General features: G+C 60.1%; 11 protein-coding genes. 7 read left to right on the top strand and 4 right to left on the bottom strand.

All coding sequences use genetic code 11. The features are described 5' to 3' along the window. The first annotated feature begins 310 nt into the window (after positions 1–310). From M0R80_10585 to M0R80_10595, 3 genes are all read left to right on the top strand, one after another. On the top strand, positions 311–1990 hold the full coding sequence (locus M0R80_10585) for a hypothetical protein (GenBank protein MCK9460074.1): 1680 nt from the start codon (positions 311–313) through the stop codon (positions 1988–1990). Between the two features lie 368 nt (positions 1991–2358). Beyond that, positions 2359–3408, top strand: coding sequence for a DUF4062 domain-containing protein (locus M0R80_10590; protein ID MCK9460075.1), 1050 nt, complete (start codon positions 2359–2361; stop codon positions 3406–3408). A gap of 209 nt (positions 3409–3617) precedes the next feature. Beyond that, positions 3618–5429, top strand: coding sequence for a cold shock domain-containing protein (locus M0R80_10595; protein ID MCK9460076.1), 1812 nt, complete (start codon positions 3618–3620; stop codon positions 5427–5429). A 237-nt stretch (positions 5430–5666) separates the two neighbouring features. Here M0R80_10595 and M0R80_10600 read toward each other — a convergent pair whose 3' ends face one another. The 4 genes from M0R80_10600 to M0R80_10615 all read right to left on the bottom strand — a co-directional run bounded on the left by M0R80_10600 (position 5667) and on the right by M0R80_10615 (position 12261). Beyond that, positions 5667–6254 (bottom strand): hypothetical protein, encoded by a 588-nt coding sequence (locus M0R80_10600; protein MCK9460077.1) that lies wholly within the window; start codon positions 6252–6254, stop codon positions 5667–5669. A 211-nt stretch (positions 6255–6465) separates the two neighbouring features. Then, on the bottom strand, positions 6466–8238 hold the full coding sequence (locus M0R80_10605) for a restriction endonuclease subunit S (GenBank protein MCK9460078.1): 1773 nt from the start codon (positions 8236–8238) through the stop codon (positions 6466–6468). Continuing rightward, on the bottom strand, positions 8235–9854 hold the full coding sequence (locus tag M0R80_10610) for a type I restriction-modification system subunit M (protein MCK9460079.1): 1620 nt from the start codon (positions 9852–9854) through the stop codon (positions 8235–8237). Before M0R80_10610 ends, M0R80_10605 begins: the two co-directional genes overlap by 4 nt. A gap of 19 nt (positions 9855–9873) precedes the next feature. Further along, entirely contained in the window at positions 9874–12261 is a 2388-nt protein-coding gene (locus M0R80_10615) for a DEAD/DEAH box helicase family protein (GenBank protein ID MCK9460080.1), read from the bottom strand. A 438-nt stretch (positions 12262–12699) separates the two neighbouring features. Here M0R80_10615 and M0R80_10620 point away from each other — a divergent pair, with 438 nt between their 5' ends. The 4 genes from M0R80_10620 to M0R80_10635 all read left to right on the top strand — a co-directional run. Beyond that, positions 12700–13203 (top strand): hypothetical protein, encoded by a 504-nt coding sequence (locus M0R80_10620; protein ID MCK9460081.1) that lies wholly within the window; start codon positions 12700–12702, stop codon positions 13201–13203. 191 nt (positions 13204–13394) lie between these two features. Further along, a complete protein-coding gene (locus M0R80_10625) occupies positions 13395–13724 on the top strand; it encodes a YHS domain-containing protein (protein MCK9460082.1) in 330 nt (109 codons plus the stop codon). A 21-nt stretch (positions 13725–13745) separates the two neighbouring features. Then, entirely contained in the window at positions 13746–14984 is a 1239-nt protein-coding gene (locus tag M0R80_10630) for a TolC family protein (GenBank protein ID MCK9460083.1), read from the top strand. Further along, on the top strand, positions 14981–15478 hold a 498-nt coding region (locus tag M0R80_10635; protein ID MCK9460084.1), incomplete at its 3' end, for an efflux RND transporter periplasmic adaptor subunit. The genes M0R80_10630 and M0R80_10635, both read left to right, overlap by 4 nt.

A 15478-nucleotide genomic window follows, 5' to 3' on the forward strand; every position in this document is an offset into this window, starting at 1 on the left:
ACATATGAAACGCTCTCTCATCATCTCGACACCTCTTTGGTTACCAAAGTACGTGCGCCGCGCCTGTGGAATTCACTCCGCCGAAATCGAACGATACGGTGATAGCACACCCGCGCAGGATTCTCCTTCGCCAAGGCTACGGCGGGACAGTGGGCCCGGCCGAGCACCCTTCCGAATGACTCAGAGCACTTTCTTCGGGGTATTCTTCCGGTCGTCGTCCGGCCGCGGACTCCCATCTCCTTGCGGCTCATGCCGACCGGCGTTAACGTGGTTTCGTAGCGTCACGAGAGGTCGGCGAGGGGGCAAGACGATGAAGCACCTGATAGCGCTCGCGCTCCTGTACGCGCTGGCATCGCTGCCGTCCTGCTGGAGGAGCGGGTCAGAGGACGGCGCCGCCGCGCCCGATGCCGACATCGACGCGGATACCGACACCGATGTCGATTCGGACACCGACGGCGACTCGGATACCGATGTCGACACCGACGGCGACTCGGACACCGACTCCGCCACGGACGCGGATACGGATGCGGACACGGATGCGGACGCCGACACGGGGACCGAAACCGATACGGGCGCCGACCCGGCGGCGCTGCTATGGGCCACGCGCGCCGGCGGAGCGGGCGACGACCACTGCCTGTCCATCGATGCTTTCGACGACGGCTCTTTCGCGACGACCGGCTACTTCGCCCAGACCGCCGTGTTCGGCGAGGGTGAGGCCAACGAGACCTCGCTCGAGGACCCGAACTGGGACGACGTCTTCGTGGCCAAGTACGCGGCGGATGGGACCCTGGTCTGGGCCCGACGGGCCGGCGCGGCGTTTTCGGAGTACGGCACGGCGGTGGTCGCGCTCGACGGCGGCGACGTGCTGGCGATGGGCACGTTCGAGGAGAGCGCCGTGTTCGGTGAGGGCGAGACCGACGAGACGACGCTCACGAGCGACGGCATCACCTACGGCGAGGAGATCTTCCTGGCCAGATACCTCGACGACGGATCCCTCGAGTGGGCCAGGCGCGTGGGCGACGGCCGCGTCGAGGGGATGGCGGTGCTCGACGACGGATCGATCCTCGCGGCCGGGGTCTACCACGACGGCGCGCTGTTCGGTCTCGGCGAGGCGACCGAGACCGCGCTGGGCTCGGCCGGCGAGTCGGACGTCATGCTGCTCAAGCTCGACGCGGCGGGAGCGCTCGTCTGGGTCGAGGGCGGCGGCGGCCCGGACTACGATTGGGCGGGCGGATTGGCGGCTTTCGGAGACGGCTCCTGCGCGGTCGCGGGCATCTTCTGGGAAACGGCCACGTTCGGGGCGGGCGAGGCCGAGGAGACCACGCTCGCGACCTCGGGTGACCACGGCGCCTTCCTGGCCAAGTACGCCGCGGACGGCGCGCTCGAATGGGCGAGGAGCGCGATCGGCCCCGAATCGGTCCGCGCCCTGGCCGCGGCCCCGGCTGCCGACGGGTCGATCCTGATCACCGGAGACTTCTGGGTGAGCGCGACCTTCGGCCTGGGCGAGAGCGGGGAGACCACCCTCGTTTCGGCCGGCGAGAGCGACGTCTTCATCGCCAAGTACGACGCCGACGGAAACCTGATCTGGGCCAGAAGGGCCGGCGGGCCGGATCCGGACATGTGCCGTGGGCTCGATGCGGCCGAGGACGGATCGTTTCTCTACGTCGGCGGGTTCGGCGTGTACGATGACTACGTATCGTCGACGACGACCTACGGGCCCGGCGAGACCGGCGAGACCACGCTGACCTCGAGCGGCTCCGGCGACGTGGTGATCGCGCGCTTCAACGCGGACGGGACCCTCGCCTGGGCCATGAACGAAGGCGGCTTCGGCGACGACTGGGGGGTGCGGATCCACGCCGCCGCGGACGACACGCTGCTGGTTACCGGCGGCATGTGGAGCGCGGTGACGTTCGGTGAGGGAGAGGTCAACGAGACGACGCTCACGAGCGCCGGACAGGGCGATCCCTTCTTCGCCAAGTACGCGTTCTGAGGCTTCCAACCGAAGCGCTTACTCGTCGATCGCGATCTCGTATCCGGTCGCCGTCCGGCCGCGGAGACCCCGACGCGGTGGTGCTCGCTTCCTGCCCGAAGGGCGTGCTCCGAGCGGCGTTGTCGCGAAGGAGCATCGTTGCCGCGGCTCTCGTAGCCGCGGTCCCCGCAGGCCCCGGCCGGGCCAGACTGTCACACCTGTACGGCTTGTGCGTTTCTTCGAGGAGCGCTAGCGTGTTCTTGTCGCCGACGGAAACAGTTATGGGAGTCGGCCGGTGCAAGCACGAGCCGGCCGAGCAGAAGCGGGCTCCTTTCAGGGAGGTGTTCGGCGGCGAGGACGGGAAGGCGGGGGAGGGGAAGGGGACCCTGGTGGATACTGGTAATCCCATTTTGGAGGCGGTGAGAGTTTTGGAAAAGCGGTTCCAGGTTTTTGTAAGCTCAACCTACATCGACTTGCAGGAAGAGCGACGTCAAGTGATGCAAGCTCTTCTGGAGCTTGACTGTATACCATCTGGCATGGAGTTGTTCCCAGCTTCTGATGAAGAGAAATGGGAACTCATCAGGCGAGTAATTGATGATTGCGATTACTATATTCTTATTATTGGTGGTCGCTATGGTTCTGTAGATGAGCATGGGGTTAGCTATACCGAACGAGAATACGATTATGCTGCGGAGGCAAAGAAACCATGCTTGTGTTTTGTGCACGCGTCACCGGGAGACATCCCGTTGAACAAATCCGAGATAAATCCAGTTCTGATACCTCGTTTGGATGCGTTCATACATAAAGTCGAGAGTAAAATGTGTCAACGATACACAAATCCAGACGAGCTTGGAGGAAAAGTATCACGTAGTTTAATTCAATTAATGAAAAGAAAACCCGCAGAAGGCTGGGTTCGCAGCAGGTATGCAACTGATCCGATACTGCTGAGTTCACTACGTGAACGAATAGCGCAATTGGAAAATAGTCGTGAGATGTCCTCTTCCAAAACGAAGGCAGCGACCGAACATCTTCAACAAGGCGAGGATGAATATGAGATCACGGTTAACTGCAGCGAATACCGAGGTGGTGAAATTTGTTCTTGGAGTCTAGTAATTAAAATGACTTGGGACAATGTTTATTGGGAACTTGGTCCTGTAATGATTGGCGAATGTTCTGAGCATGATTTAAAGAGAAAACTCGCAGAAGTAATTGTTTACTACCAACCTGATAGTCCTGAGAAACAAGTCGATATTTCTTCAGCCCATCGAGAAATCTATGATGACTGTTTTCATACCATTATGATTCAGTTGGCCGCTTTGAAACTAATTGAAAAAAGCATTAAAAAACATTCTGTTGATGACAAATCTACTTATTGGACACTGACTCAGTATGGGGAAGACTACCTTGTTAACATGCGTGCTTTAAAAAAGAAGCACTAGTTGAGTCGCAACGTCACAAAGGCGATGCTCGCGGAGGTGGACAGAGTGTGCATGCATGATGCGATGGTGAACATGGCGGTGGTGTGGAAGAGCATCTGGGAGAAGTTCTGAGGAGGACGGGACGGAGAGCGTTTAGGGTTCGACAAAATGTGTACCGCGGGTGTCTGACAACCATTTTAACCCCATGCACCCATAGGAGAGATTGAAAAATGCAAGAAATAGTGACCCCTGAAGCTCATCATTTCCAGAGTATTTGGAAGCTGAAAGACAATCCATTTGTTTTCTATAGTGCAGAGAATCTTGAAGAATCTGCAGTTCTAGATCTGTTTGTTGCCGATCCGGAATCTAGCCTCGGAGCGTTTAGTTACAACGTCAACAATATAATTCGCGGGAAGTATGGATGTGGAAAAACGATGTGTCTGCGTGCAGTGGAGGCGTTCTGCTTCTCGCAAGCAATAGTTGATCTGATTCAAGTTGGTCACACACCTGTTATTCCCGTCAAAGTGAATCTTTCAGAAATAGCTACCATTTCTGAGCCTGAAGAGATCTACAAGGCAATCATTCTTAGGGTATTCAAATCCTTAATTGATGCGGGGAGAAAGATCGAGCATTATGTTCGAAATCCAGGTTGGTTCTCCGCGTTCCGAGAATGGCGGGACAAATTGACACGCCAAGGTTTGTTTGCACAAGACATCCGATATACGCAGCTTTCTGCCAGTTCCGTTTCACAGCAAGCAGAAAAGTCGTTTAGATTGGGCGCATCCACTCCGGGGGGAGGATTTCTTCAAGCAATATTAGATCTTTCAAAATCCTATACTGAAACAGTCGTTACACAACCCCGTGTGTCAATAGTTGAGATAAACGAATTTCATGAAAAGTATTTGAAGAAATACTGTGACCGGGTTCTTCTGCTATTTGATGAAGTAGGTAGTTTGAATCCATCCTTTTTCGTAACCAAAGGAAATGCTCCAAGTCAGTATGAGAATCTATTGAATCAATTGCGCACAAGTCATCATATCTTTTACAAATTATGTGTGTATCCAGGACATTATAGTGATGCCATTCAAGAGTCTCGCTACGGCGTCAGGATAAATCTGGACTATTCTATTACTGATTTTCAATCCTTTGCGAAGTATCTAGGTTTGTGCGAGTCGATAATGAACAAGTATGTTCGAGCCTCTCAATATCCCGGAGACAAAAGAAAGTTAGAGGATATCATTGAAATTGCAAATGTTGTTGATAATAAAGTTGGCAAGTCAACCTCTTTCTCATGCGTAAAAGGTAATGGAAATGCTCTTGAGCAATTGTGCTTCGGATCGGGGGGTATCGTACGGCGCCTTTTCTCTCTGTCTGCAAAAGCAATGATGATCTCTTCTAGACAGGAAAGAAATAGTCCGAAAGTTGACAGGATATCCGTTTATAGAGCGTTGGAGGAGTATGGCAGGGAACTGTTGAACAGGCACAGTACAATAGAGCGGAATCATTTGGTTCCGTTGCTAGACACCTGTAGAAAGGAAGAGACTTACCGATTCTACGCGGAACTGGATGCGAGTTCAATACTCAAACCGTTCCTTTCTAAAACACAACAGGATAGTATCCTCTATATCTCTGAACATGAGAATTCGTCACATCCTGCAGTGTATGAATTCGATTATGGGTTCTGCGTGTCACAGAATCTGCCGACCCATTCGCATAATTTGGGAAACAAAACATGTGAAGCTAGAACTCTGGATCACTCAAAATGGATTAGTAAGGTTGCTGATGTCACGGACACGATTCTTAGTCTATCTGGAATGTCCAGAGGTGTGATCTTGAAGTATTTCAGTGAAAAGAGATTTGGGTTTATCAAGTGCGATCCAGAGCAACCTGATGTCTTCTTTCACGTCAATGACATTATGGATTTTGGACCATTCAGCGAGGACACCCTAAAAGAAGGAATTCGGGCGCGATTCGCTATAGGAGAGGGAGCTAAAGGAACGAAGGCCAGATCTATTGTACTTGAGGAGCAAAAAAAGAATTAATAGAAGGCGACGCATCTCCTCAAGAGAAAACCGGGGTCAAAAGAATAATGGGGTCAAGAAAAAATGAGGTCGCAACCCTTCGCATGACACCTTCCGTTACACTTTTTGTATTCTGAACGTGCCGAAAGAAGAGCCGGATGGTGGCAATCTCCTCGCCCGGACTGGTGAGGGCCCCGGTCGGGAACAGGCCGGTCTAATCGACTACCCGGAATGCCCATCCTTACTACCGCAGAAACTTCAACCACATTTCATTTCCGATCTAATGGAAGCCATATCAGTAACTAGCCACTCCAACATCTCAAGGTTGTCCAGTTTGGTTAGTTCATTACCTACACTTCGACGTATCGCCAAGAGGAGTCCACCAAAATTATTCATCATTTGTGCGGCTTTGTCGGCGGTGGCCGATCCGTCTGACTGCGAATAAAGAAACTGCAAGAATCGATTATAAGATCTAACAACATCATCGGACGCAAACAAAGACAATTTGAAAACAGCTTTACGGTATAACGGCGACAATATTTTCTCTTGTACTACTTGTTCCTTCGTTTTACCTTTAAATGATTTGTCATGCACAAAACCCTCGTCTTTGGTAAATATAATGATGAAAGGCTCCAGAATATCATTGTAAACGACAAGTCTATCCTCCCTGAGTTCCTCTTCTAGTTTACGAGCCCTTTCCTGCAACCGATTCTCGGTTTCACTAGTGCTATCTATACGTCTTTTTATTGCCCAACCCACCGCTGTGAAGATCGCCAGCAGAACCGGTGTAGCTATTGATCCAATTGCGGTTAGAATCTCCAATGTTGTTTCCGGTTGTGTATTCATCACTTCCTCCTGTTCGTGTTCTAGAGAATACATTTGTCCACACGTTTGTATCTGGAACCTCCTGGAAAGAACCAGAACGGGAAATGGGGTCAAGACCCATCAGATGTTATATGGATGCAGCGGGTGCTTGCCAATAGTCGCGATTCAGATGAAGAAAGTGACATGTGATGGAACCCGAATCCACCGTTACACTCACGCCGCATAGTCCCTCTCATACAGATACCTCTGGAAGTCCGAGAACACCCGCCCGATCTCGTTCGGGTCGCAAAAGTACCAAGAGCCTCTCCGCTCTCTCCCTCGCGGCTGTGAGCTTCGCCTCCAGCTCGTAGCAGACGGACATTAGCTGATCGACCCTGGCGACGATGCGTTGCTGCTCGGCGAAAGGAGGTAAGGGGAAAAGCAGTTTCCCCAAAATCGACTGAGTAAGGAAAAGACGAGTCGATCCAAAACACAGCTTAGCCAGCTGTGCATCAATCGATTTGGTGCCCTTGAACAATAGGCAAAAGAAGTCCGGTGAAATCAGTGCCCGGTTCAAAGATACTTTCATGAGGTTAGTAGAAAGAAGCCCGTCTGGAATATCATCAGGTAAACGGCAAAGCTCGCCAACAGTTCCTGAACGAGAAACGATGATATCTCCAGCTTTCACAGAAAAGGACGACAACTCGATCGCTTTACTTGAATCTACAAATATCTTGTTTTTCCCTGTGAAAGATCCCCTCTTGCTGATGGTCTCGATCCCCCAAACAGGCACGCCATTTTTTCTATGATCAGCTTTATGGAGAGAGGACCCAAATGGACCTGTCCTGAGATCATTCTTTAATGAAAACACAAGAGAATCCATTTTACACCACTCCCACCCCCTCGGCACCTCAAACGGCACCTCGTTCGGCTCGATCGGCGGCAGTGGCTTCTCCTTCTTGATCTTCCCATCGGCAACGAGACGGGCCTTCTCTGCGGCGATCTTCTTGAGCAGCACCGAGGCAGGCTCATCGCTCGGGTACTGCTTCACGAGCTTGCCCATGACCGCGAGCTGGAGGATCGCCTGGCGCAGCTTGGTAACGCTCTCCGGGGCGTCGTAGAGCAGGTCGAAGCTGTCGCAGACGCGCTGCCAGGCGGCGGCGAACCCGGCCTCGTCCTCGGCGGCGAGGAGCGTGTCGAGGGCGGCGGCGTTCAGTTTCTGCCGCTGGTCCTGCTGGGCGTTGTACTTCGCCTCCAGCTCGTCACAGAGGGACATGAGCTGATCGACCCTGGCGACGATGCGGTGCTGCTCGCCCAAAGAGGGCAGCGGCACCACCTGGCTTTTCACACGGCTCGTTGCGAGTTCAACCTGGTTGGTCGTGCCCGGCGCGTCGCCCTCGATGTAGAGCTGAATGAATGGACTCGCAACCCAGGACAGAACAAACCTCGGGAGAACTACGACGACGCGAACGACCGTGACGTGGGAATCCGTCACAGCCAGTGGGTATCGACTGTCGGGCTTGTAGATGCTCATCCTCCCGATGGTGCCCGTGCCCGTTGAATTCCAGAGGAGATCGCCCTCGCAGAGGAATCGCTCTTCCCCGTATGCCTCAATACTCTCGGGTTCGATGAAGCGTGCCCGGCGCAAGTCGAACCCGCTCCACTGGATGCATTTCTGAGAGACGACAGGGATCTTTTCGATGTCCGAGTACGTCGGTCCCTTGCCCCTCTGAATGTACGACGAAACCTCGTCGAGCCGCACCCACTCCCACCCCTCCGGCACCTCGAACGGCACCTCCTCCGGCTCGATCGGCGGCAGCGTCTTCTCCTTCTTGATCTTGCCCTCGGCGACGAGGCGCTTCTTCTCCTCCGCAATCTTCTTCAGCAGCACCGACGCGGGCTCGTCGCTGGGGTCCTGCGGGACGAGCTTGCCCTGCACGGCGAGCTGGAGGATCAACTCGCGCAGCTTCTTCACGCCGTTCGGTGCCACGGCGAAGACGTCGAAGCTGTCGAACAGCGCGTTCAATCCTCGCCCCCTGGAAAGAGATCCTCTCCTCCGCTCCGTCGAGCCTCACCCCCTCGCTCCCCCTCTCCAGTAAATGGCGAGGGGGATGAAGAAGGTGTTCCAAGCTGCTCCCCTCTCCGCTTGCCGGAGAGGGGCCGGGGGTGAGGCTCCGCTTGCCGGAGAAGGGCCGGGGATGAGGCTCCCAGCGCGGCCATCAGCTCCGCCTTGAGCCTATCGCGCACCTCCGCCACCTCGGTCAGGGTCTTACGGTACGCGGCGAGGAGTTTTTCGGGATCGCCGTTCTCGGCCTCGGCGGCGTTGGGATTCTTGAGGTCGAGGTTGTAGCCGCTCGCGGCGATCTTCTCGACCGGCACGCACCAGGCGCGCTCGCTCTCTACGCGATCGTTCCACCACGCCTTCTCGACCTCGAACTCCTCGATCCGGATCGGCTTGGTCTTCGAGTAGCTCTTGTACCCCTCGGGGTACGGGTGCTCGTAGTACCAGACCTCCTTGGTCGGCTCGCCCTTGGTGAAGAACAGGAGGTTCGTCTTGATGCCCGTGTACGGGGCGAAGACGCCGTTGGGCAGCCGCACGATCGTATGCAGGTTGCACTCGGTGAGGAGCTTCTCCTTGATGCGGGTCTTCACGCCCTCGCCGAACAGCGTGCCGTCCGGCAGCACGATCGCTCCCCGGCCGCCGTCCTTGAGGAGGTGCATGATCAGCACCAGGAACAGGTCGGCGGTCTCCCGCGTGCGGAAGTTGGCCGGGAAGTTCGACTCGACGCCGTCCTCTTCCATGCCGCCGAACGGTGGATTCGTGACGACCACGTCCACCCGGTCCCTGGCCGAGTAGTCGCGCAGCGGCCGGGTCAGCGTGTTGTCGTGGCGGATGCTCACCGGCACGTCCACGCCGTGCAGCAGCATGTTCGTGACGCACAGGAGGTGTGGCATCGGCTTCTTCTCTACCCCGTGGATCGACGCCTGGAGCCGCTCCCGGTCCTTGGCGGTCTTCACGTACCGGGCCCGCACGTGCTCCAGGGCGCACACGAGGAAGCCGCCCGTGCCGCACGCCGGGTCGAGCAGCTTCTCGCCGAGCTTGGGGTCGGTCATCTCGACCATGAACTGGGTCACGGCGCGCGGGGTGTAGTACTCGCCCGCGTTCCCGGCGCTCTGGAGGTCCTTCAGGATCTTCTCGTAGATGTCGCCGAACAGGTGCCGGTCCTCGGTGGCGTTGAAGTCGATCTCCGCGAGCTTGTTGATCACCTGCCGCATCAGGGTGCCGGACTTCATGTAGTTGTAGGCGTCCTCGAACACCTGGCGGATCACGAGGCCGCGCGGGTTGGTGTCGAGATCGCCGGGCAGCGCCTTGAGCTTGCGGAACAGCTCGTCGTTCACGAAGTCGAGCAGCGCGTCGCCGGTCATCCCCTCGGGGTCGGCGGCCCAGTTGCGCCAGCGCAGCTTCTTGGGCAGCGGCGAGGCGTACCCCTTCTCGGTGATCGCGTACTCGTCCTCGCGGTCGTCGAAGATCTTGAGGAACAGCATCCACCCGATCTGGCTGATCCGCTGGGCGTCCCCGTCCACGCCCACGTCCTTGCGCATGATGTCCTGGATGGTCTTGATGACGGTGCTGATCGACATGGGCTATCGAACCTCTTTGCTAGGCGCTGTAGATCTCGCGTTCCAGCTCGCGGACGGCGGTGTCGAAGCCGTCCTTGCCGCCGAACAGCTTCACGATCTTGACGGGCGTGCCGAAGTCGGAGAGCGGCTTCACGTTGAGCACGGCCGGGTCCTCGATGTTCTCGATCCCCTCGTTCGCGTACTTCTCGAGGAGCACGCCGAGCACGGCGCGGGCCTGCTCGCCGAACCGCTCCCAGTAGTGGCGCTTCTTCACATTCTCGGCGCGCTCACGGCGCGTGAGCGGCGGCGCGCCGAAAGCCACGTGGCACACGAGGTCGAACGGCTCGACCTCACGGCCCACCTCGTCGGCGAGCGCCTCGAAGAAGACGCCCTGCTGCTCCAGCTCCTCGATGATCGCCCGCTTGCGGTCGGCTCCTGTCCACGTCTTGAGGAACGAGTCGAGCGAGGCGTACCGCGTCTTCACCCGCTTCTTCGTGTAATCCTTCAGCGACTCGGTGATCAGCTTGCCGTCCGCGCCGTAGTACTGGACGCGCTCCGCGACCACCGACACCTTCACGTCGCCCACCACGTACTTCTGGCGTCGAGGACGATCGGGATCGGAGTGGGACAGGTGGGACGGGTCGGACAGGTGGGACAGGTCTTCTCCGACGCCAACTGGCGAGCCTTCGGCGCTGTCATGCCCCTCCGCTATATCCGGCGGCACGATCGGGCCATCCGCCGGGGGCACGTAGATCTGGACCGGGTCCCCGTCGAAGCTCGGGTCGGCGAACAGCTCGGTCGCCTTCTTGAAGTCCATGATCGTGAACCACAGCTTGTCGTAGTCCTCGCGGATGCGCGTGCCGCGGCCGATGATCTGCTTGAACTCGGTCATCGACTGGATCCGCTGGTCGAGCACGATCAGCTTGCACGTCTGCGCGTCCACCCCCGTGGACATCAGCTTCGACGTCGTGGCGATCACCGGGTAGCGCTCCGTGGGCTCGATGAAGTTTCCCAGCTCTTGCTTGCCCTCGACGCTGTCGCCGGTGATCCGCATCACGTACTTGGAGCTCTTCTCCACGAGGTCGGCGTTCAGGTTCACCAGCTCTTGCCGCATCCGCTCCGCGTGGTCGATGTCCTCGCAGAACACGATCGTCTTCGCGAACCTGTCTCCGCTCTCCTTGAGGAACCGGGTCACCTTCTCGGCGACGAGCCGCGTGCGCTTTTCGAGAACGAGCGTGCGGTCGAAGTCGCGCTGGTTGTAGACGCGGTCCTCGATCTCCTGACCGAGCTTATCGAGCTTCCCGGCCTCGGGCCGCCAGCCCGTGAGGTCCTTGTCGAAGTCGATACGCACCACCTTGTACGGCGCGAGGAAGCCGTCCTCGATCCCCTGCTTGAGCGAGTAGGTGAACACCGGCTCGCCGAAGTACGCGAGGTTCGAGACGTCCTTGGTCTCCTTGGGCGTGGCGGTGAGACCGATGTGCGTGGCGGACGAGAAGTAGTCGAGGATATCGTGCCACGCCGACGCCTCGGCCGCGCTGCTCCTGTGGCACTCGTCCACGACGATCAGGTCGAAGAAGCCGGGCGAGAACTGCTTGTAGACGTCCTTCTCCTCTTCCGTGCCGGAGACCGCTTGATAGAGAGCGAGATACACCTCGTACGAGGTGTCCACCTTCCGGTTGGCGATCTTCGTCATCACCTTGCTGAAAGGCTTGAAGTCCTTCGTCTTGGGATCATCGACGAGGATGTTGCGATCGGCGAGGAACAGGATCCGCTTCTTCCGATCGGCCTTCCACAGCCGCCAGATGATCTGGAACGCCACATACGTCTTGCCGGAGCCGGTCGCCATGACGAGGAGGATGCGGTCCTGCCCGTTCGCCACGGCCTCCACGGTGCGGTTGATCGCCTGAATCTGGTAATAGCGCGGGACCCTGCCCGAGGCGTCGATGTGGTAGTCCTGCGCGACGATCTTCTCGCGCTCGGGGCTGAGGTTCTTGAAGCGCTTCCACCTCTCGTAGAGGAACTGAGGCGACGGGAAGCGATCGAGGGCGATCTCCTCCTCCATCAGGCCGCCGAGCACAGCCGCCGTGGCGTCGTGGAACAGGAAGCGATCCCCGTTCGAGGAGAAGACGAACGGCACGTCGAGCATCGCCGCGTAGCCGAGCGCCTGCTGCATCCCGGAGCCGACCGTGTGGGTGTTGTCCTTGGCCTCGACCACCGCGAGCGGCAGCCCGGGCTTATAGAAAAGCGCGTAGTCGGCCCGCTTCTTCACACCCCTCGCGGTCAGCTTGCCGCGGACGATCACCCGCCCGTCGGTGAGCTGGTACTCAGACCTGATCTGCGTCTTGTCCCAGCCCGCACCCTCGAGCGCCGGCGTCAGGTAGCGCAGGCAGATGTCGGCTTCGGAGAGCTTCTTCTTGTCTTCCTGCATCGGTCCGCCCCGCGACGTTCAGCCCCGCGTCCTGCTCGACAGTGCTGCCGCTGCAAGACGGCCCTGCCCGACGAAACCAAATCCTCTCCCCCCCCGCCCATCCACGCTCCCCCAGCCATCGGAATCCGTCAAGCCGTACACGTGTGACATACCCCTTCGTATTGAAGGCGAACGCACGTCATCTTGATTGGCCCGGCCGTCGCTCCGGGCGACCGCTGTCCCGCAACTGCCCGTAAATACTTGCTGCACGACGGTGGCCCAAAACGTGCTCTCGCTGCACTGGGCCGCGGCGAAGTTCCGTCGCGAGGCGCTCGTGGACCGGATGAGCGGTTTCACGGACAAGGATGAACCGAGGTGGTCAACGTGTTCAGGCATCGCCGATTTTCCGTCGCCCTCGTCGGGGGCGTCATCGCTCTCGCTTTCGCAGTGAGCGGCTGTTTGCCATACCTCTACAAAGAGCGCGCGCCCGCCCTCATCCAGGGCATCGACATCGACCAGTCGCTGGACGTGGCGCAGCGGGAGCTCGAGAAGCCGAAGGCCACGTCGGTGCTCGGTGTCTGGGCCCTGCGGGATCAACCCGTGACAGCGGAGCAGGCCGCGCGGATAAACGACATGTACCTGAGCGGCATCCCGCGCATCGACAACGAGGAGATGCGGCACCGCAGCTTCGCGGTGTGGCACTTCACGTGGGCCATCTCCAACCTCTACAGGTTCGGGGACGAAGCGGTGAAGGCGGCCCTCGAGCCGGCCCACGCCGACGCCATGGCGCGAGCCGAGAAGCTCGACCGCCGGGTGGTCGACAAGCTCGTGCTCGGGAAGGACATCTACTCGGGTCCGGCACACGGGGGCGGCAGAGCCTACGCCCGCAAGCACCTGGTCGTGCCCGGCAACGAGGACTACCTGCAGTCGTACGCGCAGTACGTGGAAGCCGAAGAGGAGTGAGTCGGAAGGGCGAGCGGCCTGCGCAGGTTCTGCGCACGGCGTGGCGCTCCCGGGCAGAGCCGGTGCGCACGGATTGCGCGGTTTCGTACCGCGATCGGGGGCCGGCGAGGGATTCTCGGCCCCCCGACCGTGGCACGCGCGATGCAGTTGCTTCCATAGGAGAGCGCAACGCGCTCGGAAAGGGATGCGGCATGTCCAGATTGCACGTCACTCTTCTCGCGGGGCTGGTGGTCACGGGGCTCGGCCTCGCGTCGGCCTGCAACAGCACGGAGCAGGCCGCGGGCAGCGACCAGATGGCGATGTCTCACGGCCAGCCGGCACCGGCCGGGGCCGCGAAGGCGCCGTCCGTGTTCGACGCCCCGCAAGCCGTGGGAACGCCGGCCACCTGCCCGGTGCTCGGCAACACGTTCACGATCACGGCGGACACCCTCCACTCGGAGCACCAGGGCAAGCACGTGTACTTCTGCTGCGCGGGCTGCAAGCCGCAGTTCGACGCGGATCCGCAGAAGTACCTGAAGTAGCCCGATCGGAGGGGGGAGGCGATGCGCGTACGGATCTCGGTTCTGGGCTCCGCGCTCCTCGCGGCGGCGGCGGGGACGGCCGCCGCGTCCGGCGAAGCGCCGGAGGACGTCGCTCCCTCCGTCGACGAGCTCGTCGAGATCGCCCTGGCGCAGGCGCCGGAGATCCCGGTCTACGAGGCCCGGTCGCGCGCGTCGCGAGAGAGAGCGGACGCGGCGGACGCGCTGCCGGATCCCACGCTCGGTCTGACCGCTCAAGGGATGGGGCTGGCTCCTCCCGGACCGGCGTCCTCGATCGTCGTCGACGTGAGCCAGGAGCTTCCCTATCCGGGAAAGCGCGCCGCGCGCCAGGCCGCGGCCGAGGCCGAGACGAACGTCCGCAAGGCCGAGACGGGTGACGTGAGGCGCCGAATCGCCGCGCGGGTGCGGGTCCTCTACGCCCGCGTCTACAGCCTCGATCAGGAGCGGTCGAAACGGATCTCGACCCGCGATCTCCTCGGCCTCCTGTCCCGGACCCTGGCCACGCGTTACAGCACCGGTCAGGTCGATCGCTCCGGGCTGCTGCGGATCCGGCTCGAGAGCGCGCGCATCGACGAGCGGATGATCGGGATCGACGCCGAGCGCGCGGAGCTCGTCGCGTCGCTCAACCGATTGCTCGATAGGACGGGAGACACCCCCCTCGGCCGAGTTCCGGCCTTGCCGCGGGTAGCCATCCCCGATGTCTCGCTCGACAGGTCCGCGCTCGAGGCGTCGTCCGAGCTCGCCGTATTGCGCGCCGAGGCCGCCGCGGCGGAAAAGCGGGCCGACGAGACGAGGCTCGAAGAGAAGCCCGACTTCTCGGTAGGTCTGGGCGGCGGCGTCGACGGCATGGCGGAGCCGGTCGTCATGCTCCGCTTCGGCGTCGGGCTGCCCTTGTGGCGCGGGAAGAAGCAGGCCCCGCTCACCCGGGCGGCCGAGCAGGACCTCGCGGCGGCCCAGGGCGAGATCCGCGCGGCCGAGGGCGACGTGCGCACCCGCGTCGCGGCGCTCCGGGCGGCGTGGCGGCGCGACGAAGCGCTCATCGCGCTGTACGAGGACACGATCATCCCCGAGAGCCGCGGGGTGTTCGAGGCCGCTCAGGCGGAGTACCTCGCGGACAGGGGCGACTTTTCCGCCGTCATCGAGGGTTACGGCGCGCTGCTCGAGTCCGACGTCGCGGTGGCGCGCCTGGAGGCGGCCCGCTTCGAGACGTGGGCGCTGCTCGAACAGCTGGTGAAGCCATGAAGACGACGGCGAGCCTCGCGATCCGGCTGCTCGCGCTCGCCCTGGGCCTCGCGGCGCCCTTGCCCGCGATCGTCGTCGCGACCGGGTGCGGCGGCGAAGCGGAAGCGCACGCGCGCTACCACTGCCCGATGCACCCGACCTACGTCTCGGACTCCCCCGGCGACTGCCCGATCTGCGGGATGAGCCTCGTCCCCATCGAGCCCGCGAAGGAACGGCAAGCCGAGGCCGCACCCGCGTCGGACGCCGGGCCGCTCCACGGGCTCGCGGAGGTGACCGTCTCCGAGGAAGGGGTCGCGCTCGCCGGCGTGGTGACGGCCGTCGCACAGCTCGCGCCGATGACCCGGGAGATCCGGACGGTCGGAACGGTCGTCCCGGACGAGACCCGGGTCCGGCACGTGCACACCAAGATCTCGGGTTGGGTGGAGAAGCTGTTCGTCGGCTACACGGGCCAGCCGGTCGAGAAGGGAGAGCCCATCCTGTCGATCTTCTCCCCG

The organism is Pseudomonadota bacterium, assembly GCA_023229365.1.
Lineage (GTDB): Bacteria > Myxococcota_A > Polyangia > JAAYKL01 > JAAYKL01 > JALNZK01.